This window comes from Streptomyces roseolilacinus (assembly GCF_014649335.1).
GTDB lineage: Bacteria > Actinomycetota > Actinomycetes > Streptomycetales > Streptomycetaceae > Streptomyces > Streptomyces roseolilacinus.
This window is the reverse complement of sequence record NZ_BMSV01000003.1, coordinates 556,863-577,406: the sequence shown is the minus strand read 5'-3', so window position 1 is coordinate 577,406 and position 20,544 is coordinate 556,863. Positions and strand designations below refer to the sequence as shown.

18 protein-coding genes and 3 pseudogenes are annotated in these 20,544 nt (G+C 70.3%); 11 read left to right on the top strand and 10 right to left on the bottom strand.

Annotated features, from left to right (window positions below; all coding sequences use genetic code 11):
- Positions 1 to 116 precede the first annotated feature (116 nt).
- Complete coding sequence (locus IE106_RS09820; RefSeq protein ID WP_189532011.1) at positions 117 to 1,223, top strand: magnesium and cobalt transport protein CorA; 1,107 nt, start codon at positions 117 to 119, stop codon at positions 1,221 to 1,223.
- A 281-nt stretch (positions 1,224 to 1,504) separates the two neighbouring features.
- On the opposite strand, the gene IE106_RS09815 is transcribed toward IE106_RS09820, so the two are convergent.
- Complete coding sequence (locus IE106_RS09815) at positions 1,505 to 1,900, bottom strand: tyrosine-type recombinase/integrase (protein WP_229840216.1); 396 nt, start codon at positions 1,898 to 1,900, stop codon at positions 1,505 to 1,507.
- Positions 1,901 to 1,969: 69 nt separating this feature from the next.
- Here IE106_RS09815 and IE106_RS09810 point away from each other — a divergent pair.
- A pseudogene (locus IE106_RS09810) lies at positions 1,970 to 2,880 on the top strand (IS5 family transposase).
- Between the two features lie 144 nt (positions 2,881 to 3,024).
- Here IE106_RS09810 and IE106_RS09805 read toward each other — a convergent pair.
- On the bottom strand, positions 3,025 to 4,311 hold the full coding sequence (locus IE106_RS09805) for a zinc-dependent alcohol dehydrogenase (RefSeq protein WP_189532009.1): 1,287 nt from the start codon (positions 4,309 to 4,311) through the stop codon (positions 3,025 to 3,027).
- A 318-nt stretch (positions 4,312 to 4,629) separates the two neighbouring features.
- On the opposite strand from IE106_RS09805, the gene IE106_RS30250 reads away from it, so the two are divergent.
- The 3 genes from IE106_RS30250 to IE106_RS09795 all read left to right on the top strand — a co-directional run bounded on the left by IE106_RS30250 (position 4,630) and on the right by IE106_RS09795 (position 6,236).
- Positions 4,630 to 4,896 carry a hypothetical protein gene (locus tag IE106_RS30250; RefSeq protein ID WP_229840214.1) on the top strand — a complete coding sequence of 89 codons (267 nt, stop codon included), beginning with the start codon at positions 4,630 to 4,632 and terminating at the stop codon, positions 4,894 to 4,896.
- A 22-nt stretch (positions 4,897 to 4,918) separates the two neighbouring features.
- Positions 4,919 to 5,299, top strand: a complete 381-nt coding sequence (locus IE106_RS30245; RefSeq protein WP_229840212.1) for a hypothetical protein — start codon at positions 4,919 to 4,921, stop codon at positions 5,297 to 5,299.
- Positions 5,300 to 5,909: 610 nt separating this feature from the next.
- Positions 5,910 to 6,236: a plasmid stabilization protein gene (locus IE106_RS09795; RefSeq protein ID WP_189532267.1), complete on the top strand. Its 327-nt coding sequence runs from the start codon at positions 5,910 to 5,912 to the stop codon at positions 6,234 to 6,236.
- A gap of 1,061 nt (positions 6,237 to 7,297) precedes the next feature.
- Here IE106_RS09795 and IE106_RS09790 read toward each other — a convergent pair.
- The 5 genes from IE106_RS09790 to IE106_RS09770 form a co-directional block, all read right to left on the bottom strand.
- Complete coding sequence (locus tag IE106_RS09790; protein ID WP_189532007.1) at positions 7,298 to 7,789, bottom strand: hypothetical protein; 492 nt, start codon at positions 7,787 to 7,789, stop codon at positions 7,298 to 7,300.
- Entirely contained in the window at positions 7,786 to 10,272 is a 2,487-nt protein-coding gene (locus IE106_RS09785; RefSeq protein ID WP_189532005.1) for a molybdopterin oxidoreductase family protein, read from the bottom strand. Before IE106_RS09785 ends, IE106_RS09790 begins: the two co-directional genes overlap by 4 nt.
- A gap of 365 nt (positions 10,273 to 10,637) precedes the next feature.
- Complete coding sequence (locus IE106_RS09780) at positions 10,638 to 11,363, bottom strand: DUF6766 family protein (protein WP_189532003.1); 726 nt, start codon at positions 11,361 to 11,363, stop codon at positions 10,638 to 10,640.
- An 86-nt stretch (positions 11,364 to 11,449) separates the two neighbouring features.
- Positions 11,450 to 11,842: a hypothetical protein gene (locus IE106_RS09775; protein WP_189532001.1), complete on the bottom strand. Its 393-nt coding sequence runs from the start codon at positions 11,840 to 11,842 to the stop codon at positions 11,450 to 11,452.
- Positions 11,843 to 12,643: 801 nt separating this feature from the next.
- A complete protein-coding gene (locus IE106_RS09770; RefSeq protein ID WP_189531999.1) occupies positions 12,644 to 12,847 on the bottom strand; it encodes a hypothetical protein in 204 nt (67 codons plus the stop codon).
- 273 nt (positions 12,848 to 13,120) lie between these two features.
- On the opposite strand from IE106_RS09770, the gene IE106_RS09765 reads away from it, so the two are divergent.
- The 4 genes and pseudogenes from IE106_RS09765 to IE106_RS09755 all read left to right on the top strand — a co-directional run.
- The gene (locus IE106_RS09765) at positions 13,121 to 13,342 is read left to right on the top strand and encodes a DUF5133 domain-containing protein (protein ID WP_189531997.1); all 222 of its coding nucleotides are present in this window, start codon (positions 13,121 to 13,123) and stop codon (positions 13,340 to 13,342) included.
- Positions 13,343 to 13,397: 55 nt separating this feature from the next.
- Entirely contained in the window at positions 13,398 to 14,576 is a 1,179-nt protein-coding gene (locus IE106_RS09760; protein WP_229840211.1) for a PP2C family protein-serine/threonine phosphatase, read from the top strand.
- 374 nt (positions 14,577 to 14,950) lie between these two features.
- Positions 14,951 to 15,166: pseudogene (locus IE106_RS31090) on the top strand (IS630 family transposase); the annotation flags it as partial.
- 828 nt (positions 15,167 to 15,994) lie between these two features.
- Positions 15,995 to 16,186, top strand: a pseudogene (locus tag IE106_RS09755) (CorA family divalent cation transporter); the annotation flags it as partial.
- 109 nt (positions 16,187 to 16,295) lie between these two features.
- Here IE106_RS09755 and IE106_RS09750 read toward each other — a convergent pair.
- Both IE106_RS09750 and IE106_RS09745 read right to left on the bottom strand, forming a co-directional pair.
- Complete coding sequence (locus IE106_RS09750; RefSeq protein WP_189531993.1) at positions 16,296 to 17,375, bottom strand: methyltransferase; 1,080 nt, start codon at positions 17,373 to 17,375, stop codon at positions 16,296 to 16,298.
- Positions 17,376 to 17,464: 89 nt separating this feature from the next.
- Positions 17,465 to 18,292, bottom strand: a complete 828-nt coding sequence (locus tag IE106_RS09745) for a helix-turn-helix domain-containing protein (RefSeq protein WP_189531991.1) — start codon at positions 18,290 to 18,292, stop codon at positions 17,465 to 17,467.
- Positions 18,293 to 18,530: 238 nt separating this feature from the next.
- Here IE106_RS09745 and IE106_RS09740 point away from each other — a divergent pair, with 238 nt between their 5' ends.
- Positions 18,531 to 18,803 (top strand): hypothetical protein, encoded by a 273-nt coding sequence (locus IE106_RS09740; RefSeq protein ID WP_189531989.1) that lies wholly within the window; start codon positions 18,531 to 18,533, stop codon positions 18,801 to 18,803.
- Here IE106_RS09740 and IE106_RS09735 read toward each other — a convergent pair.
- Complete coding sequence (locus IE106_RS09735; protein WP_189531986.1) at positions 18,788 to 19,555, bottom strand: SDR family NAD(P)-dependent oxidoreductase; 768 nt, start codon at positions 19,553 to 19,555, stop codon at positions 18,788 to 18,790. The two genes, IE106_RS09740 and IE106_RS09735, sit on opposite strands and share 16 nt — an antisense overlap.
- A 498-nt stretch (positions 19,556 to 20,053) precedes the next feature.
- On the opposite strand from IE106_RS09735, the gene IE106_RS09730 reads away from it, so the two are divergent.
- On the top strand, positions 20,054 to 20,311 hold the full coding sequence (locus IE106_RS09730) for a hypothetical protein (protein WP_189531983.1): 258 nt from the start codon (positions 20,054 to 20,056) through the stop codon (positions 20,309 to 20,311).
- Positions 20,312 to 20,544 lie beyond the last annotated feature (233 nt).

Sequence of the window (20,544 nt, the reverse complement as noted above, 5' to 3'; positions counted from 1 at the left end):
GGCACGGCCGCGCCCGGGCCGACGGGGGCGTATATCCTGCACGGGGTGTCCGCGGAGGCCCGTACGGCACGCCCCGCCCGACGCACGGGCCCGCACGCAGGAGGTGAGCGCCGGAGATGACCCTGCCCTCCAGGAAGCGCGGCCGCCGCCAGGAGCCGGCCGCGCCGCCCCCCGCCGTGACGGCGACCGCCCGCGGGACCGCGGGCAGCGTCGTCGAGGCGTCCCTGTACCGGGACGGCCGCAAGGTGTCGTCCCCGGCGTCGCTCTCCGACACGTTCCGCCGGCTGCGCGAGGAGCCGGACGGCATGGCGTGGATCGGCCTGCACCGGCCCTCCGAGGAGGAACTGCTGTCGCTCGCGGCGGAGTTCGACCTCCACGAGCTGGCCGTCGAGGACGCGCTGGAGGCCCACCAGCGGCCGAAGCTGGAGCGGTACGGCGACACGCTGTTCGTCGTCCTGCGCGCCGCCCGCTACATGGACGCGCAGGAGGAGGTCGACTTCGGCGAACTGCACGTCTTCGTCGGCCCCGACTTCCTCATCACCGTCCGGCACGGCCCCGCCCCGGACCTCTCGGCGGTCCGCCACCGCATGGAGGACACCCCGGAACTGCTGGCCCTGGGCCCGGAGGCGGTGCTGTACGCGATCCTGGACGCGGTCGTCGACGGGTACGCCCCGGTCGTGGCGGGCGTGCAGAACGACATCGACGAGATCGAGACCGAGGTATTCCGCGGCGACCCGACCGTCTCCCGCCGCATCTACGAACTCTCCCGCGAGACGGTCGAGTTCCAGCGCGCCACCCGCCCCCTGGTCGGCATGCTGCACAACCTGATGGCGGGCTTCACCAAGTACGGCACGGACGAGGAACTCCAGCGCCACCTCCGCGACGTCGCCGACCACGTCACCCACATCAGCGAACGCGTCGACGGGTTCCGCCAGGCCCTGACGGAGATCCTCACGGTCAACGCGACCCTGGTGTCCCAGCAGCAGAACGCGGAGATGCGCGCCCTGGCGGAAGCGGGCTTCGAACAGAACGAGGAGATCAAGAAGATCTCCTCCTGGGCCGCCATCCTCTTCGCCCCCACCCTGGTGGGAACGGTCTACGGCATGAACTTCGACCACATGCCGGAGCTGCACTGGGCGGGCGGGTACCCGTTCGCGATCCTGCTGATGGCGGGGGTCTGCACCAGCCTGTACTTCGTCTTCAAGCGGCGGGACTGGCTGTAGACAGCGACGCGAGCCTCCCGACCGACTTCGCAGTAGCGAACACCCCGGAAGGGGCATTTCGAGGCCCTGGGGAGAATCTGGGGAGAATGCGCGGCGCTGGGGAATGGGCGGCACGGTCCCTCACATGCTCTTGCGTGCCTCCGCTGCGGCGTGGCGGCAGGCGTGTCGCCGCCGTGTCCGTCACTGAGGGTGCAGGGCCAGGCAGCGCCGATCGCTGCCTGGTCCCGTAAAGCCCTCGTATGGCGAACGGGTGGCACAGCGTGTGCTGTGCCACCCGTCCGTCATAGGGAGGTGAGATTCTCCGGGACGTACTCGGGGACCGCGTCGAGGAGTGCGTCGAGGGCCGCGCGCCCCTTGCCGCCGGCTTCGGGCATGAAGTGGGCGTAGTGGTCGAGGGTAATGGTCGGACTGGAGTGGCCGAGCCATCGGGCGAGGGTGACCACGGATTCACCGGCTTCGAGGACGACCGAGGCGTAGGTGTGTCGGAGGACGTGGAAGCCGTCCTTGCGGGATGCCTTCCAGCGCTTTCCCTTCTCCCGCACGGGGATGACGCCGGCCTTGGCGAGGGCAGGCTTCCAGACCTCGTCGTTGAAGAGATTGGCACGGATCGCGTTGCCGTACGTCGTGGTCAGGGCGAGCGGGAACGCCTGCCTCTCTCCGGTTCCGGGCCTCCCCACGGCAGCTCGACTTCGACGGCTGGGTATTGGAGGACGTAGGCGGCTAGGACCTGTCTGATAATTGATCTTGTGGTGGGTCGTGGTGAGTTGACGGATGCGGTGTGGGAGCGGATAGCGCCGCTGCTGCCGGGTGTTGACGGTCGTGGGCGGCCGTGGCGGGATCACCGGCAGGTGATCAACGTGATGTGGTGGCGGTTGCGGACCGGTGCGCCGTGGCGTGACCTGCCGGAACGCTATGGGCCGTGGCAGACGGTCTATGAGCGGTTCGCCCGCTGGGAGGCGGACGGCACCTGGGCCCCGTCTGCTCGAGCAGGTCCAGGTCCGCGACGACTCGGTCGGAGCCGTGGAGTGGACCGTGTCGGTCGACTCCACGATCAACCGGGCCCATCAGCATGGGGCCGGAGCCCGCAAAAAGGAACGGTGGCGGGGGCGAATGGGAAGATCCGGCATGCACATCGGCTGGCCAGGCGCCGGACCGGTCCTGCGGTGGGCTGACCACCAAAGTCCATCTCACCTGCGACGGCCGTGGCCTGCCCGTGGCCGTCGTCGTCACGCCCGGCAACGTCGACGATTCCACCGTCTTCGACACGGTCATGGACGGCGTGAGGGTGCCCCGGACCGGGGCCGGCCGGCCCTGCCGCAGACCCGACGCGGTCATCGCGGACAAGGCGCATTCGTCCCGGGCGATCCGCCGGTCCCTGCGGCGCAAGGGTATCCGGGCGGTGATCCCGCAGCGGGCGAATCGGAAGGCCAACCGCCTGCGACGCGATCAGACCGGCGGCAGGCCACCGGCCTTCGACCGGGAGCTTCACAAGGCCCGCAACGTGGTCGCACGATTCTTCGACCGGCTCAAGCAGTTCCACGCGATCGCCACCCGCTTCGACAAACTCGCCGCCCGTTACAAGGCCGGACTCCACCTCGCGGCACTCATCCTCTGGCTCCGTGAACCCATCCAAGATCGTTTGTCAGACAGTGCCTAGAGCGAGACTCCCTTCTGCGCCGCCCACGAGGCGCAGGTCTGGCGGATGGAGTGCGGCGGACAGTGCGGGACGGGTTACTGTTCGCCGTCACTGTCGAAGTAGCGGGCTCCGTCGACGGGCCGGTCTTCCCCGACCGGGAGGGTGTCACTCCTGGGTGCCCGCGGTGGTGGACGCGCCGGTGCCGGCTGCCTCCCCCATGCCCGGGGCGACCGCGCCCCGGTCGCTCAGCCCGAGTGCCACCTTGGTCCAGCCCGCCTCCCGCCGGTCGAACATCCGGTACGCCTCGACCGCGTCCTGTGCCCCGGACCACTGGGTGATCAGTGGTGTCGGGTCCAACGCGCCGGAGGCCACCAGCGACACCAGGCGGGGCAGGTAGCGCCGGTGGTTGCAGTTGCCGTTCCTCAGCGTCAGGTTCTTCATGAACGCCTCGCCGAACGGGTAGTGCTGGACCTGCGGCGGATAGACCCCGATCGTCCCGACGGTCCCGGCCTTGGCCACCATCTGCACCGACCAGCGGGCCGCGAGGGACGGCGCGTCGCCGGGCACCCAGGTGTCACCGTCCGGGTTCCGCTCGGGCGCCACCTGATCGCGTTCGTGGTCGAACTGCTCGTTCTGTTCGCCCAGCGTGTCGGCGGCGGGGCCGCGCGACGGGCGCTGCGCGTCGACGCCCACGGCGTCGATGACGCGGTCGACGCCGATCCCACCGGTGAGTTCGCGTACCGCTTCGACGGGGTCCTCCGCGTTGAAGTCCACGGTCTCGGCGTGCTGACGCCGGGCGAGCTCCAGGCGGTCCGCGAGACCGTCGACCACGATGACCCTCCCGGCTCCCTGGAGACGGGCACAGGCGACGGCGGCCTGGCCCACGGGGCCGGCCCCCACGATCGCCACGGTGTCACCGCTCCCGACCTCCGCGAGCCTGGCACCGAACCAGGAGGTCGGGTAGATGTCGGACAGCAGGATCGCCTGGGCGTCGTCGACCGTGTCCGGCAGCGGCACCAGGCCGACGTGCGCGTAGGGGATACGGGCGTACTCTGCCTGCAGCCCGTCCAGGCCGCCGGCCGCCTCGGGCCCGCCGAAGAAGACGGTACCCGCCTGCGGGCCGCCGGGGTTGGCGTTGTCGCACTGGGCGTAGTAGCCGGCACGGCAGTAGCTGCACGTACCGCAGGCGACCGTGGAGGGCACGACCACCCGGTCACCGGCCCGGAAGTTCCGTACGCCCTGCCCGACCTCCTCCACGATCCCCACGGCTTCGTGGCCGAGGATCCTGCCTTCCCGCATGCCCGGCATCGTGCCCCGGACGAAGTGCAGATCCGTGCCGCAGATCGCGGACGTGGTGATCCGCACGATCGCGTCGTACGGATCCTGGATCTTCGGCTCGGGCACGTCGTCCAGACGTATGTCACCTACGGCATGCCACACGACGGCCTTCATCGGCGCTCCCTCTCCTCAAGCGTTCGGGCGGACGGCTGGCGAGTGCCCGACCACTCGCCGGCGAAACGGGTCGGTGAGCCGCACCGCACGGAAGGGAAGGGACGTACGGCGACGGGAGTGGTCCTCGCCGTGCCAGCGGTCTCCGGTACGTCGGCAGACCTCAGCGGGCGTCGATCGCCGGCCGCCGTGGAACCGCACGCGCCGTGCCGACCGACCGGCGACCCGGACAGCGGTGCGTCGGCCCCGGGTCGAGGAGTACTCCCGGAGGCACGTCCCAGCGCCCGTCGACGGCACGGCACCGGAAGAGAAGGAGACACCATGACGATCAAGGTGGCAACGGGCACGCTGGTCGTCTACACGGACGTGGCGTGCGCATGGTCCACGGTGGGACTGACCCGGCTGTACGCCGCCCGCGAGCGGGCGCAGGATCGGCTGCGCGTGGACCACCGCCTCTTCCTGCCGGAGGACGTCGACCGCTTCCCGGTCCCCAAGCACTACCTGGACGCCGAGATCCCCGTCGTGGGACACCTGGTCCCGGAACTCGAATTCAAGCCGTGGCAGCAGGACCATCGGCCTGGCCGGTGACCGTCACCCCGGTGAACGAGGCGTGCACACCGCGAAAGCCCAGTCATACGCGGCCGCCGAGCAGACGGACATGGCGCTGCGGCTGGCGTTCTTCCGCGACAGCCGGTGCATCTCGCTGCACCACGAGGTCCTGGACATCGCCTCCGTCTGCGACCGGGTGGACGCCGACGCGCTGGCCGAAGACCTCGACACCGGCAGCGCCCGCGGCGCGATGATGCGCGACTACCGTGAGTACCACGACAAGGTGCAGGGCAGCCCGCACTTCTTCCTCCCGGACGGGTCCGACGTCCACAACCCGGGCATCAACCTGCGCTGGGAGGGCGAGCCCGGTGCCGGCTCCCCCGTGGTCGAGAACGACACCCCCGGGGCCTACGAGGTGCTGGTACGCCGCGCGCTGGGGTGAAGCCTGTGCCGTGTTGCGGGGCCATGGCTCGTGCGTGGCGTCTTCCGTCACCTCAACCGGGCCGGTCCCTGCCTTCCTGTGCATCGTACCCGCGTGGAGGAGCCCGAGCGGGGTAGCAGGTCCCCCTGGGAGAACGCACGACCACGACTGAACGGCCGGCCGTGCTGGTGGGGAGGGTTCCCTTGCCACGCCGCGGTAACCACAATCAGAAACCGGCGCCGAGGCACCGAAAGTAGCGCGTGATCGGTCAATTGCCGCCGAAACGAGCTTCCGTAGGGGGTGCGGACCGCTCAAACAGGCGTGCAGTTCCTCTCCGGATTCCTGCCCAATCTGATTTTATTCCCCTGATCCGGAGCTGGGCACGCTCGACGGCGCCGTTCACGTCATCACCGTGGCACCCGGAGCGGCAGCCACTGCCCTGCTGACGACTCCCGTCTCCCTGAACCTTTCCACAAGAGCTCTCCTGCGGTACTCGGCACACATGCTCTCAGGCAGCATTCGTTACTTCCCCGGTTCACAGGGAATGCGCATCGCACCGAAAGAACCGCCGTGCGAATATGCCACCAGTAAGGCAGCATGGCGACACCGAGCCGAACGAGAGGAAAAGGCCATGCCTCGAGGTTCCAGCCCGAAGCGGGAACGGCAGTACGAGCACATCAAGGACAGCGGCAAGAAGCGCGGCATGTCCGAGGACCGGGCCGAGGAGATGGCGGCCCGTACAGTGAACAAGGAACGTGCCCGCTCCGGTGAGGCGAAGTCCGCCAGCCGGAGCTCCACGCAGGGGAAGTCCCCCTCTCAGCGCGGCGGCGAAAAGTCCGGGAACCGCTCGAAGAAGCCGACCCGGGACGAGCTCTACCAGGAGGCAAAAAGCCGGGGCATCGAAGGCCGCTCATCGATGAACAAAGAGCAGCTGGCCAAGGCGCTGGGTCGTTCATAGGGAACCCGTTTCCAAAACCTATGGACACACTGCCGCTCCGGCACCTGTGAGGCCGGTGTCTGACGAAAGCAATCGGCGCAGCAGGCACCAGAGGCGGTTGCCCTTGCCGCAACCACTTTCGACGTTCAAGGGTGGGACGGTGTTGCGCCGGTTTGGCCGTAGAGCGCAGCGATCCAGTGAACCCCACCCTGGTGTAAAGCACCGGCAACCGGCCTGCTTTCCTCGTATCAGCAGACCAGCCCCCAAGGCAGTCGGGCGTGCCCGTACGTTCAGCGAGCGGCGGCAGGCGATACGGTCCGGCGCCGCCGCAAGCGGCGGGGCCGGACCCGCCAGTGCCTGACCTATGGGTCAACTCCCCCGTACCTGACACTTTTCTCTACGCGCCCCCTTCCGGGCCGCCACGCTGGTCCAGCCCTACACGTGGTGGCGAGACGTGGCGGCGGCCGCAGAAGGGCTACGGCTCCGGGTAGGAGGTTGTCACCAGCAGAAGCCGGTAGGACCCACAGACGCTGAAGCAGCGGCACGGGGGCAGAAACACGGAACCTCTCGGAAACACGCATTGCCGAACGAGAAGCTTCCCGACCGCGCGAGACACAACGAGGAGTCCGGCCCTCCGGGGAAACCGCAGAGCCTGACCTGCGCGGCCTCCATGTCGTGCAGGCTCGGCCCACAGGTGGCCTTCCGGCACAGCTCCCGGGCCGCTTACGAGCCGAACCGTACGTACAGGGCCTGCATCGCGATCGCGACGGCGGATCTGCGGCGGTGTGTCCGGCCGCCCGTTCACCAAGGGTGCATGCCACCGGGGGCATCTCCGCTGGGAACAGCTCACCGCATGGTTCGGCCAGGGACGCGAACCCGCTTCTGACCGAGGCCGGATTCCGGCAGGCCCGACACCTCAGGCCCGATCGCCCTCCCGGCCCGTTTCCCCTCCCCCGACGATGAAGGGTCCGCCCCCGTCCCTCACCCGACAGGGCCGGAACGCCGAGGTCTTCACTGGTCCCGCGGAACAGCGGACGACGCCGGCACCGGCCGGGCGCGCGTACTGCGTGCGGCTCCTTCGGTCACGGGCCGGTCAGGATCTGCGGAGAGAGATTTTTGATCATGGTGTTGGTCCAGCGCATCTGCCGCAGGGTCGCCGGGTGGCACGCGGAGGCCAGGCCGAGAAGTCGGTCGTCCCGGGTGGCCTGTGCGGCCTGGGCGAGCATCTCCCAGTGCAAGGAGTTCTCCGTGGCGCCGAGGTGGAGCTCCCGCAGGTCGCGCAGGAGCAGCAGCCCGGGCTCGGAGCGGTGTGACACCGCCTCGGACGCCTTCTGCCTGAACGTGGACACCAGGGCCGGGAGGCGTGTGTCGGCGGAGTCGTCGAGGTCCAAGCCGTAGTGACCGGCGGTTTCGGACAGGCACCGGACCTGCTCGCGGGACCAGCCGGCGAGGTCCGTGGCGACGTGGTGAACCTCGTGCTCGGTGCGGTGGCGCTCGGCTACGGCCGTCAGGTGCCTCGTCAAGTGCTTCTCGCCGTGGTGGAGGGCCCTCAACAGGAAAGCGACGCCGTTCACCGGTTCTCCTCCTCGGGACTGTCCCAGGTGCCGTCGGCCGACTGGGTGACGAGGGCGGACGGGCCCCCGGTCGTGGCCGGTACGGCGCCGGAAGCGGGGGCGGACGCAGCGGTCGTCGGCGCGGGGGCGCTACGGCCGTCGCCGCGCTCCACCAGGCGCAGCGCGGCTGCGGCGGTCTTGAACAGCGGCTGCTTGGAGGCGGGGTCCCAGTCGGTGACGGTCGTCTCGTTCGCGGCCCGCCCGGGGATGTCGCCTCCGGGGGCGTGCCCGGCCCCGGTGTCCCAGTAGCCGTAGTGGAAGGGGACGAAGAGCAGACCGGTCCGGATGTCGGTGACCCGCAGCCGGCCCCGCAGGGCACCGCGGGGTGTGGTGACCTCCACCAAGTCACCTTCGCCGAGTCCGAGCGCAGCGGCGTCGGGGGCGGACGCTTCCACCCACACGTCGGGGGCGGCGGCGTTCAGCTGGGGTGCCCGCGCCGTCTTCGTACGGGTGTGGAAGTGGTAGACGGTGCGGCCCGTGGTCAATTGGAAGGGGTACGCGTCGGTGGGCTCCTCGTGGGGCGGGAGGTAGTCGGCTGCCTTGATCATGGCCTTGCCGTCGGGATTGAGGGAGCGGTATTCGACGACGCTGTCGGCCGCACCGGTCGCCAAGTCCTTGCCGTAGTTCTCGCAGATGTCGGGGTGGGCCCAGCTGATGCCGTCGGTGTAAAGGCGTTCCGTGCCGTCCGGGGCCTGTTCGTTGCACGGCCACTGGATGCCGCTGCCGCCGCGCAGCTTGTCGTAGGTGAGGCCGGTGTAGTCGCAGGGACGTCCGGCGCTGCAGCGTTTCCACGCCTCGAAGGCGGACTCCGGGTCGTGCCAGGTGACCAGCGGGCCGCCGTCCTTGTCGCGGAAGTCCATGCGGGCCGCGTAGTCGAGGAAGATGTCCAGGTCGGGTTTGGCCTCTCCGGGCGGCTCGACCGCCTTGTCGGACAGGTGCACCGTGCGGTCGGCGTTGGTGAACGTGCCGGCCTTCTCTCCCCACGTCGCCGCAGGCAGGACCACGTCCGCCAGTTGGGCGGTCTCGGTGAGGAACAGGTCTTGGACGACCACGAAGAGGCGGTCCTGCGCCAGGATGGAGCGGATGCGGGCGAGTTCCGGGAGCGAGACCGCCGGGTTGGTGCCGCTGATCCACAGCATGCGGATCGAGCCCTGCTCGGCGTAGCGGAACATCTGCATCGCGTGCGTGGGCGGGGCGTAGTGCGGGATGGTCTTCGGGTCGACGTTCCACACTCGCGCCAGATCGGCGACGTGCTCGCTGTTCTGCCAGTTGCGGAAGCCCGGCAGGTCGCCGTTGGCGCCGCATTCACGGGTGTTCTGGGCGGTGGGCTGGCCGTTCATCTGCAGAACGCCGGCCCCCGGGCGGCCGAGCATGCCGCGGATCAGGTGCAGGTTGTTGACCTGCACGGCGGCGGCGGTGGCCTGGTGGGACTGGTAGACGCCCTGCAGCACCGTGGACAGCAGCCGGTCGGCCGTCCCGAGGAGCTCTGCGGCCTCCTCGATCCGGGCGGCCGGCACGTCACAGATGTCGGCCGCCCGCTTCGGGGGGTACTCCTTCACGCGGAAGGCGAGCTCGTCGAAGCCGACGGTGTGCGCCGCGACGTAGTCGTGGTCCACGCGGTCCGCACGGATGATCTCGTGCAGGAGCGCGTTGAGGAGGGCCACGTTCGTGCCGAGGCGTGGCGCCAGGTGGACGGTCGCCTCGCGGGCCACCCGGGTGGGACGCGGATCGACGCACACGAGGCGGGGAGGATCGGCGCCCTCCAACCGGTCGAGGATCCGCATCCACTGCACCGGCTGCGTCTCGGCGAGGTTGTGCCCGAACAGGGCGATGACGTCGGCGTGGTCGATGTCGTCGTAGCTGCCGGGTTGTCCGTCACAGCCGAAGGACTCCTTCAGCGCCTCGGCGGCGGTGGAGGTGCACAGGCGGGTGTTGCCGTCCAGGTGGTTGGTGCCGATCCCGGCCCGGGCCAGCACCGCCAGCGTGTAGTACTCCTCCAGGAACAGCTGTCCGCTGGTGTAGAAGCCGATCGCGCCCGGTCCGTGCTCGTCCAGCAGCCCGCGGGAGCAGGCGACGACCCGGTTCATGGCGGTGTCCCAGTCGCACTCGACCAGGCGCCCGTCCTGGCGGACGAGTGGCCTGGTCAGCCGGTCGGCTGAGGCGTTGGCCTGCCACCCGAAGAGGTCCTTCGGCCCCAGTCGGCCGTGGTTGACGCGGTCCTGCGCCCGGCCCCGCACGCCCACGATGCGCCCGTCTGCGACGGCGATGTCCATGGCGTCGCCGTCGGAGTGAAGGATCGACGCGGCCTGTACCCACTGCTGGACGTCGTCCGGTTCGACGCCCGCCTCAAGGTACGTGTCGACGCGCGCCGGCCACGGCTCGTGCCGTCCGTACGGGGTGCGGCTTCCCCATGGCTGCGCGATCCGGTCCACCGACGCGTCCACGTCCACCTCCCAGCGTCCCTGCGGCCCGTGGAGCGCCGCCCGTCATCGGTACCCCTCGTCTCCGGCCCCTAACGTCCGAGTCGTGTCCCGCTGGGCCCATGACGTCCGATGACCGACCGGCAGAAGGCGTCCTCCGCGTCGACCGACAGCGGTCGAGGCGCTTCGGAGGCGGCTGCCGACGCGGGGGCGATCGGTGTCGGCTGCGGAGACGGCCCCGAAGGTGGAACGGTGCGTGTCCCCGCCGCCCGTGCGCCCGGACCCGCCGTGCGGCGCCCGCCATGGCGGCGGACTGCCGGCTCGTCGCCGCGCGGCGGGTCCACGGGCGTGCCCGTGACGCGGGGCCCGTCGGTTGCCGCCCGTGCGGCTCAGCCTTCGACGCCGGTGGCGGAATGGGACGCACCGACGGGCTTGGACTCCGGGGACCCGCGCTGCCTCAGGTAGATCGCGAGAATGGCCATGGACGCGACCGCCAGCAGCTCGGACTGCCAGTTCTGCAAGCTGCGGCTCCAGAAGTCCGCCGAGGAGAGGTACTCGGCCCATGTGACGGGAGCCTGGAACCGGCGCAACTGTTCCTCGTTGTAGGCCGCGACACCGGTGACCGACTGCGTGAGCCAGGAGAGGAGGAAGACGGCGCCCATGACAAGGCCCAGAGACCGGGAGAAGACGATCCCGCGCCAGTCCTTGTGCCTGGCCCAGCGGGGTGAGTCCTCCGTGGCGTGCTCACCGACCATCTGGTCCTCGTCCGATTCGGTGCCGGCCTTGCCGAGCTCCTTGGACTCCGGCGACCCGCGCTGCAGCAGCCAGACGGTGGCGAAGATGTACAGGAAGAACTGCAGGTACTCCGACTGCCAGTTCTCGGTGACGTCGACGGCGAAGTCCGACGACGTCACGTAGGCGCCGAAGCCCACGGGCGGCAGACCGTCGCTGACGAGCTGGTTGTTGAACTGGGCGCGCCCCGCCACGGCCTGGCCGACGAGAGCGAGGAGGAACGTGGACAGGAAGAACAGTCCGAGGCCGTTGTCCCGCAGAAAGCGCCGTACGCGGTGCCGCTCCGGTGCGGTGTCCTCGCCGGGCTCCGGTACGGTGCTCATCGGTGCGTCAGCCCCAGCGTCATGAAGTACGCCAGACCACCGACGATCACCAGCAGGGTGCCGGTGAACAGTGCCCTCATGGTTTCTCACCCACCCTTGATCTCGCATTCGTACGGCCGCTGGGGGCGCGGCGCGCATCCGGCGGCCGTCACCTTCCAGCCGGCTGGGAAGCGCGCCAAGAACACGGTGTCCTGTTCCAGCACCACCCGGGCCTGGTCGCCGTACACATCCACCTCTCGTACGGCACCTGCCGCAGGAAGCTCCCGCTCCTCGATCGCCTGGCCGATCGCCTGCTCACACCGGCTCTTGGCGGACTGTTCCAATTCCTCCCTGGTGGCGGGCGCAAAAGCCGCGCACAAACGATCGTGTCGTCCGGCGCCCAGCGCCTGCTCGAACCGGGTGACTTCCGCGGTGACCTCGTCACGCCGCTCGGGAAGCGTGCCGCAGGCACTGACCGCGGCGGCAAGGACCACCAGCATCCCGACACCCGGTCCATGCCACCGTCCTCGCACCCTGCCTCCCCGGCAGCCTGGGCAGAAGCGGTTCCGCCCGGTCGTTCAAGTGGAATGCGGCTACCCGCTCACGCGACGTTCACGCTCGTGTAGTACACAACCGCTCAGCCGATGACATTTCCCCCGAGGAACCGGTGGCGTTTCCCTCAAGAAGAGGGATAGGCGGAATTCGCAAGGCACGAATGCCGTGGGTGAACCGCTTTCGGCCGGCTTTCCCCGCACGACAGGGGCAGGAAGGCCGGACAGCGGACCGACCGGCGTGCGGGTCGCCGTACGGACGAGGAAGAAGGCGCCACGTCCCGGGAGGGACGTGCTCCGAGACGCCGCCCTGCCAGCGATCGGCGACGGAATCTCGTCGCAGTGCGCACGGAGTCCGCCGGCCGTCCTTCGGGTCCCGGGACCGGTTCCTCCCGCTCACGGCCGCAGGGTGGCAGAAGCACGGCTTGCCGGGGAGACACCCGCATCGTCTGCCCCCGCCTAACGGCCAGGCTTCGTCTCGTAACGGGGCCCGAGGTCGGGAGAGTCCGTGCCGCCCAGCTCGCTCACCAGACCATGGGTGGTGGTCAGGTCATGGGCAGGGTGCGGGTCTCGTCCTACGGCAGACCGATGCGGCGGGACACTTCGGCCAGGTACACCCCCCTCACCCCGGTGCTGCCACTCCGCCTCGGCCACAGCCCGGAAGACCCGCTCGTACGTCTCCGAGTAGTCCTGCCGCCCCCGCCCGGTGAACGAGCGCTCGGCGGACCCGGCAGCCGTCCGGGCGCCGTCTTACTCGCGGGAGGCGGACCGCTGCTCGCCGCGGTGCGGCGTCGCCGTCCTCTCTTCGTGCGACGCCGAGGCGGCCTTGTGCATGCGCTGCTTCGACACGCCGGTCGTCGTACCGCGCCCGCTCGGCTGCTCGCCGGCCCGCTCGACCTCCAGCGCCGCCTCGCGCCGCTGGTCCTGGTCGCCTTCCCTCTTCTTGCGCACCATGATCGGATCCTTTCGTGCTCGACGGGCCGCCTCCGTCCGCCGCGGCTGGGGGCGGCTCGGCCTGCCGTTGATGTCGCGCCCTTTCCACCTCTGGCGAGTGACCAGACAGCCCAGTGGTATACCGAGGCCGGAGGTGTCTCGTGTGCTTCCTCCGGCGCGCTGGTGAGCGCGATTCATCGCGGTCGTGGACCATGGGAGTGTCCGGGGAAAGACCGGGTAGGCGCCGACGCGAACGGGCGAGCGGCGCCCGTGCGGTGTACGAGGAGACCTGTCATGCTGATGGCCCACCCCGCGGTTCTGCGTGATCTCGTCGAGCAGTACGAGACCCTGGCCGCGCTGCACGCGGAGGCCGGGGGCCAGGAGGTCCGGCAGCGTATGGCGGATGTGACCTACACCCTGTGCGTCTCGACCGGCACGCGGGACGTGGACGCCGCTCTGAGCGCCGCCAGGGAACGACTCGGCACGGCGGCGGTCGGCAGCCTTCCGCCGGCCTGACGGAGAGCGTGCCGTGACGGGCTCCGTCCGCGGGGAACGCATGCTCGGCCGACTCATGCAGGACAGCCACACCGCCACCTTCGAACAGCTTCCGAACCTCATCGCCCGGCACGGCGCCGACGCGGGCCTGCACGACGTGGTGATCTTCGTGGTGGACCTGCGCGATACGGTGCTGCGGCAGGTCACCGGGCGAGGAGCCGATGCCGGCGAAGGTGGGACGCGGGTGGCGATCGACGGTACGCTGCCGGGCCGCGCGTACCAGCGCGTGGATCTGCTGGCCGAACCGGACACCGGTACACACCGAAATCTGCGGCGGTGGTGGGTGCCTGTCACCGACGGCGTCGAGCGTCTGGGCGTCCTGCGGGCGGACACCGCCACAGACGACGCGCAGACCCGCGACGTGCTGCGGGACCTCGCCTCCATGGTGGCGTTGCTGCTGCTCAGCAAGCGTTCCTTCAGCGACTCCTTCGCACGGCTGGTACGCACCGAGCCGATGAACGTGGCGGCGGAGATGCAGTGGAACCTGATGCCGCCTCCCGCGTACGCCGGACACGGCGTCACCGTGGGTGCAGTACTGGAACCCGCCTACGGAGTGGGCGGCGACGCCTTCGACTACGCCGTGGCCGGCACCATCCTGCACCTGAGCGTCTTCGACGCCATGGGGCACGACACCGCTGCCGGGATCACGGCCAACGTGGCGGTGGCGGCCTGCCGCAATGCCCGTCGCCAAGGCATGTCCCTGCCCGACACCAGTCAGGCGGTGGAGGAGACCCTGTCGCAGCAGTTCGGCTCCACCCGGTACGTCACCGGCATCCTCGCCGAACTCGACCTGGTCACCGGACGGCTGACCTTCGTCAACCGCGGCCACCCCCTTCCGCTCCTGCTCCGCGACGGCCGGTGGACCACGGAACTGGCCTGCACACCGGCCGGTCCGATGGGCACGGGCCTGGGCCTGCCCGTCATCCCGTGCCACGAGCAACTCGAACCCGGTGACCGGCTCCTGCTCTACACCGATGGGGTCGTCGAAGCCCGCGGCGCCTGGGGCAACCAGTTCGGCAGGGACCGCTTCGTCGAATTCGTCCTGCGCCACCACTCCGGGCGCCACACTGTCCACGAGACCCTGCGTCGGCTGATGCACTCCGTCCTGGAGCACCATGCGGGTGAGCTCGACGACGACGCCACCGTCCTGCTCGCCGAATGGCGCGGCGGCCACCAAGACGCGCTCACCCCCTGACGCGGAACCGAAGCGACGGCCACACAGCAACACGGTCACCGGGACGACGACCGGAGCACCGACCTCGCAGCCGACCGGTGAGAGCGCGGGCGGACGGCCGCGCTCCGGGCGGGGCGCGGCCGGAACGGCACGACCACAGTTCGATCCCCCGTGTTCGTGTTCAGCCCCTCCGCGGTCCTCGGCGCTCTCGCCGGGGTCGTGACGGTGGGAGCGCCGGGAAGGATTTCGGCACGCTACTGATGCGGCAGGTCCTTCCCGGTCCGCAGCGGGACGACGCCCTCGTCGGCGCCGCCTCTGCTGCTCCGCGCCCATGCGAGCCCCTGCGGCCCGTCCGAACTCGACGTGAACAGGCACCTCGGTCTCGGCCCGGGCAGGTGTTCCTGCTGCCTGTCCACTCGCCCGACCTCAATCCGGTCGAGTGCGTATGGGCACATGTCAAGCGCAGACTGGCCAACCTTGCCGTCGTCGCCTGGGACCGACTCGAAGTCCTCCTGTCCAACCGGCTCAGGCGCCTGCCGCACCGGCCTGACACTCTCGACGGCTTCATTGTCGGCACCGGCCTGACCCTCGACGAACCAGCCTCACCCTGACGAGCCGAAGTCAGTACTCATCGCCCAGCCCATGTACACCCTCAACGGCCTTGCGGCGAGCTGCGCCCCGTCAGCGCCCGACACGTTCCACCCCTGCGCGGTACCGTGTAACGCCGGGCCCGGGCGGGCCGGACCGGGCTCAGTCTGCCTCCGGCGCCCCGATTGCCGCACTGCCGTGGAGGAACGAGGTGGCCTCCTCGCCGAGGTACTCGACGCGGTGGGCGAGCCGGACGAATCCGCCCTCGGCGCCGTACTTCTCGGACGTGAAGACCTCGTACTACTTGAAGTCGGGCTCCGTGTTCGGTGTCCACTCCAGAAACACGCCGCCCTGGAGCCCCACGGCAACCGCCGGGACACTTGCCGCCGGGAGGCCCGAAAGGGAGCACCCCTGCGTCGGCGGAAGGGTGGCGTGACTCCCTGCCGGGTCCACCCGACGAAAGTCCTCCTCGCCGACGCGAGGTGACCCCGCCGTAGGCAAGAATGCTTCGTAGCCGCAGGATGCCGCCAGGACGGGGACCGTAGCTCCGGACCGTCTACCGACCGCCTCCAAGCCGGCAGCAGACGGAGAACCTGCCGTCAGAACCCTGGGGACCACAGCGGTCACGCAGCGTGTCTGTCATACCGCTTCAGAGGAGCGACGCCCCCATGGCTCTCCCCTGTGGCGCAGTTCATCCCTGGGGGGAATCTGGGGAGAACGAACGGCCCCGGGGAGTCCGTGGGGAGAATCGTCTGCGCAACACGGCGCAATCCCGAAAGCCGAAGAAAGACACATCTTTGCAAGTCAGAGGTGTTTTCCACCTCGTCGCCGCAGGTCAGCGCCACCCAGTGGAGGACTTCAAGAAGATCTCCTCCTGGGCCGCCATCCTCTTCGCACCCACCCTGGTGGGAACGGTCTACGCCATGGACTTCGACCACGTGCCGGAGCTGCACCGGGCGGGCGGGTACCCGTTCGCGATCCTGCTGATGGCGGGGGTCTGCACCAGCCTGTACTTCGTCTTCAAGCGGCGGGACTGGCTGTAGGCGGCGGCACGGACCCGCCGATCAATCTCGCGGTAGCGAATGTTCCGGAAGGGCCTTTTCGGGGTCCTGGGGAGGACGCGCGGCGCTGGGGAGTGGGCGGCACGGTCCCTCACCTGCCCTTCCGTGTCCCTGCCACGGCCTCGATGAGGGAGAACGGTGCCGCGTCCGTGAGGGGGGTGACCGATGTGAGGGACAGGCCCGCGCGGTGGCACACCTCCTCGAAGTCCCTGCGGGTGCGCTCCCTGCCGCCCAGGTTCACCAGCATGTTGAGGTCGCTCAGATAGGTGACTCCGCCGTCGGTGACGTCGGCTTCCGCGCTGGTGTCGACGACTTCGGGAAGAACGGGCTCCACGATCAGGACGAGGCCGCCGGCCGGCAGCACCTCGCGGCAGTGGCTCAGGATCGTGACCGCCTGGTCGTCCGTCCAATCGTGGAGGACGCTCTTCATCATGTAGAGGTCCGATCCCTCGGGGACCGAACGGAAGAAGTCCCCGGCGATCAGGGAGCAGCGCTCCTCCACACCGTGCCGCGCCATCGTCTTCGGCGCCTCGGCCAGGCCCTGCGCCGTGTCGAAGACCGTACCGGTGAGGCCCGGATGCGCGGCGAGTACACCGGCCAGGAGGGTTCCGTCGCCCCCGCCGACGTCGGTGACCGTGGTGAACCGGTCGAAGTCGAAGGCGTACGGCAGCGCGGCGGCGGCCTCCGAGACGGCTTGGCTCATCGCCGCATTGAAATCCGCGGACAGTTCGGGGTGCTGGGCGAGGTGGCTGAAGAAATCCGTGCCGAAGACGGCGTCGAACGCGACCTCGCCGGTGCGGATGCTGCCGTCCAGGTGCTCCCAGGCGCGTACGATCGCCGGTTCGGTGAACATCCTCACGAACGACGTGAGCGAGTCGGGGCGCCCGGGGTCGAGGAGTGCGCCCGCGGGGGTCACCGAGAAGGTACCGGGGGCGTGCTCCCGCAGCAGGCCGAGCCCGGTCAGGGCGCGCAGCAGCCGCGTCATGGGCTGGGGTTCGGCTCCGGCGTCGCCGGCCACGTCGGCGGCCCGGCGTGGCGTATCGCCCATCAACTCCACCACTCCCAACCGGACTGCGGCGCGCAGGGTCTGCGCGGCCATGCTCCCGAACGCGAGGCGGACGATCAGATCGCGGTCGGCCACGCCTGCTGCTTGGACATCGGTGTTCGCCATGGATGCTTTCCCATCTTCGTGTGGTGGTACGTGCATGAGCCGGCCTGGACACTCGTGCCTGTGGCCGGTCCCTTCGGTGTGGGCACGGGTCAGTCGGCGGACGTGGTGCTGCCGGCCAGAACGCCCGGCGTGCACCCGGCGAGGGCCAGCACGTCGCGATGGAGATGGGGCTGGTCGGCGTATCCGCAGGCCAGGGCGACGTTGCTGGCGCTCTCGCCCGCGCGGAGCGCTCGGGCGGCGTGGTCGAAGCGGACCAGCATGGCGGCACGCTTGGGGGTGAGGCCGATCTGGGCGGTGAACCTGGACCACAGCCGCTTGCGGCTCCATCCGGAGGACGCGGCGAGGTCACCGACCCGTATCCGGCCTCGACGGGCCACGATGGTGGCCCAGGCCGCGGCGACCTCGGGCGACATCGACGGTGCCCCCGCAGCCCGCTTCCTGAGGAACTCGTCCGTCAGCGCGAGGCGTTCCTGCCACGTCTCGGCGTCGGTCAACTGCTCATGGAGGCGTCGCTCGTGGCGCCCCCACAGGTCCTCAAGAGCGGTGACGGATCCGTCCAGTTCGCGCGGGGAAACGCCCATCAGCGCATAGGCGGCCCGGGGTGACAAGCACACTTCGACGCACTCCACGCGCTCGCCACGGATGCGGGCCGGGCCGGGCGACAACGGGGCGACGAGGCTCCTCATGGGCTGGTGCCCCGTGGCACTCTCCACCGTGACCGGGTTGCCCCCCAGCCCGATGACGACGACCACGGTGGGCTGGGGAAGCACCCGCAGGTCCAGCCCGGCGGCGGCGCGGTCCCGGAACCCGGCCATCCGAACGCCGCCGAGGGAGGTGCCGCCGAGGGGATGGGCGACCTCCCAGCCGTTCTCGGCATCGCGATCCGTGGAGCCGGCTCCCGCTTCGTGTCTGCGCATGCCTCTACCGTCGCCGACTTCGGTAGTCCTGTCTTGTACGAAAGTTCCGTGGCTTCACCCCACGGATCAGACCGTCTTCGCGGGGCGGTGCCTGGTGCGTGCCGGTGAGCGGTGGTCTGATGCGTGCCGGGACGCCGCGGCGCAGGCATGATCCGCCGGACAGGCCCCTGGTGACACCGGGTCGGCGGACGAGGCCGAACCGGCCGCCATGAACCACGCCTCGAGACGAGGAGTCATCATGGCCTTCGACATCACCGCCGACGCCCCCGTGGCTCTCGCCTCCCTCTACGACCACTTCGGCCTGCCCCACACCCGGCCCGCGGCCCGGATCGGCGGCCACCTCGACGTGGCGGCCCGGGAGGCCGAGGAGCGGCGGCCAGGCCGCGGCGCGGACCCGTGTCGTCGGAGGCACGCCTCGCCGCGGCCGACGCATCGCGCTGCCGCCCGAGCACGGGCGTGGGCCGCCGGGATGTTCCCCGGCGTCCCGGCCGTCCGTCACGTCCGGAGGTAGGAGGCGCCGTTCAGGTCCAGGACCGTACCGGAGGCCCACTCGGCGGCGGGGGACGCCAGCCACAGCACGGCCTCTGCGATCTCGGCGGGTTCGGCGACCCGCCCGAAGGGGCTCTGCGCGCGGATCGCGTCGCCCTCCGCGCCCTGGAGGCGGGCCGCCACCCGTTCCGTCGCGAAGAAGCCCGGCGCGACCGACGCGACAGCGATGCCGTACGGCGCGAGCGACACCGCGAGGGACTGACCGAGAGCGTGGACGGCCGCCTTCGTCGCCCCGTACGCCGGATGGTCCGGCTCACCGCGGAACGCGCCGCGCGACCCGATGTTGATGATCCGGCCGCCGCTCCCCTGGTCGATCATCCGACGCGCCGCCAGGTGGCTCAGATGGGCGGTGGCCAGCAGGTTCACGGACACGTGCCGCTGCCAGGCCGCCACCCACTCCTCATAGGACGTCTCCGGCAACGGGTGAGGGCTGTTCACCGCCGCGTTGTTGACCAGGACGTCGATCCCGCCGAGCGCGTCGGCAGCCGCCTCGGCGAGCCCGGCCGCGCCGGCCGGGTCGGCGAGGTCCTGGCCGATCAGCACGTGCCCCGCACCGGCGAGGCCGTCATACGTCCGGCGGGCCTCGTCCTCCCGCGTGGAGAAGTGCACGGCGACCCGGTCACCACGGGCGGCGAACGCCTCGGCGAGCGCCCGGCCCAAACCGCGCGACGCCCCGCTCACGAGCACCCGACGACCCGACGCGGGGATTCCCATGACGCCGCTCCTCCCTCACATGGACAACAGGCACGCGGCACCACCCAACACCACGGCCGCCTTGAGCGCAGCATCGCTCCTTGCGTGCCGCGGCGACCGATCGGGCGCACATGCCACTTCCACCCCGTGTGGTGGCGGCGGACGACGGCGTAGGCGGCCCGGATCGCCGCCGTCTCGGGGTGCTCCGCTCCGAACAGCCGTACCGCGTCGTCGAGGGCGCGTCGGAACACCGGGAGAGCGCGGGCCGGATCACCGGCCGCGACGTATGCGGCGGAAGTCCGGGGCGTTCGCGCCGCCGAGCCCGGAGAAGGGGCTCGCCGCACGCCTCACGGGCACGGTCGGCGGGGCCGGGCGCGCCGACAGGTTTCCCCGGGAACCGGAGCGTGTGTACGCGACAGCGCAAGTCCCCGTATGCGAAAGGCCCTTGGGGGTATCCGGGTGGCGGCCGGGAATCCTCCCCGGTCAGCTCTCACGGTGATCGTCTCGAAGGAGTGGCACATGAGCACGCAGTACGGCAACCAGCCCACCGGCCAGCAGCACGCGTCGACCAACAACAACGTGCTCAGCATCATCGCCATCGTGCTCGGGGTGGTCGCCCTGGTCTTCCTGCCGATCGTGTTCGGCGCCATCGGCCTGGTACTGGCAATCATCGCCAAGACCGTCCGGCACGAGCGGCTCGCGACGGTCGCCCTGGTGGTCAGCGCCGCCGGCCTGGTCGGCGGCATGATCCTGGGTGCCGTGGTCGCCGGCGCCTGAACCGCGCCCATGCCTCGGAGCTGAAGGCAGCCCACACGCCGGACTGTCTCGCCCAGGGCTCCGACCGTGGCAGGCGGAGCCTCCGCACGATACGCGCCCGATCAATCCGCCGTGTGCGGCGCATCCTCGCCGCGACCGAATCCGCCGTCCGACCACACCCGCGTCCTACGGGCCCGACCCGCCCGGCCCCGCAGCGAGGGTTCCTGGCGGAGACCGGCTTTATGCGACACCCT

What these genes read in the sequence shown, in the direction of transcription:
- IE106_RS09740 (WP_189531989.1), top strand. Translation starts at nt 18,531, where the DNA reads ATGGCCTTCGACATCACCGCCGACGCCCCCGTGGCTCTCGCCTCCCTC.
- IE106_RS09775 (WP_189532001.1), bottom strand. Translation starts at nt 11,842, where the DNA reads ATGCTGGTGGTCCTTGCCGCCGCGGTCAGTGCCTGCGGCACGCTTCCC.
- IE106_RS09745 (WP_189531991.1), bottom strand. Translation starts at nt 18,292, where the DNA reads ATGCGCAGACACGAAGCGGGAGCCGGCTCCACGGATCGCGATGCCGAG.
- IE106_RS09795 (WP_189532267.1), top strand. Translation starts at nt 5,910, where the DNA reads ATGCCTCGAGGTTCCAGCCCGAAGCGGGAACGGCAGTACGAGCACATC.
- IE106_RS30250 (WP_229840214.1), top strand. Translation starts at nt 4,630, where the DNA reads ATGACGATCAAGGTGGCAACGGGCACGCTGGTCGTCTACACGGACGTG.
- IE106_RS09780 (WP_189532003.1), bottom strand. Translation starts at nt 11,363, where the DNA reads ATGAGCACCGTACCGGAGCCCGGCGAGGACACCGCACCGGAGCGGCAC.
- IE106_RS09770 (WP_189531999.1), bottom strand. Translation starts at nt 12,847, where the DNA reads ATGGTGCGCAAGAAGAGGGAAGGCGACCAGGACCAGCGGCGCGAGGCG.
- IE106_RS09735 (WP_189531986.1), bottom strand. Translation starts at nt 19,555, where the DNA reads ATGGGAATCCCCGCGTCGGGTCGTCGGGTGCTCGTGAGCGGGGCGTCG.
- IE106_RS09760 (WP_229840211.1), top strand. Translation starts at nt 13,398, where the DNA reads ATGCAGGACAGCCACACCGCCACCTTCGAACAGCTTCCGAACCTCATC.
- IE106_RS09750 (WP_189531993.1), bottom strand. Translation starts at nt 17,375, where the DNA reads ATGGCGAACACCGATGTCCAAGCAGCAGGCGTGGCCGACCGCGATCTG.
- IE106_RS09820 (WP_189532011.1), top strand. Translation starts at nt 117, where the DNA reads ATGACCCTGCCCTCCAGGAAGCGCGGCCGCCGCCAGGAGCCGGCCGCG.
- IE106_RS09765 (WP_189531997.1), top strand. Translation starts at nt 13,121, where the DNA reads ATGCTGATGGCCCACCCCGCGGTTCTGCGTGATCTCGTCGAGCAGTAC.
- IE106_RS09730 (WP_189531983.1), top strand. Translation starts at nt 20,054, where the DNA reads ATGAGCACGCAGTACGGCAACCAGCCCACCGGCCAGCAGCACGCGTCG.
- IE106_RS09805 (WP_189532009.1), bottom strand. Translation starts at nt 4,311, where the DNA reads ATGAAGGCCGTCGTGTGGCATGCCGTAGGTGACATACGTCTGGACGAC.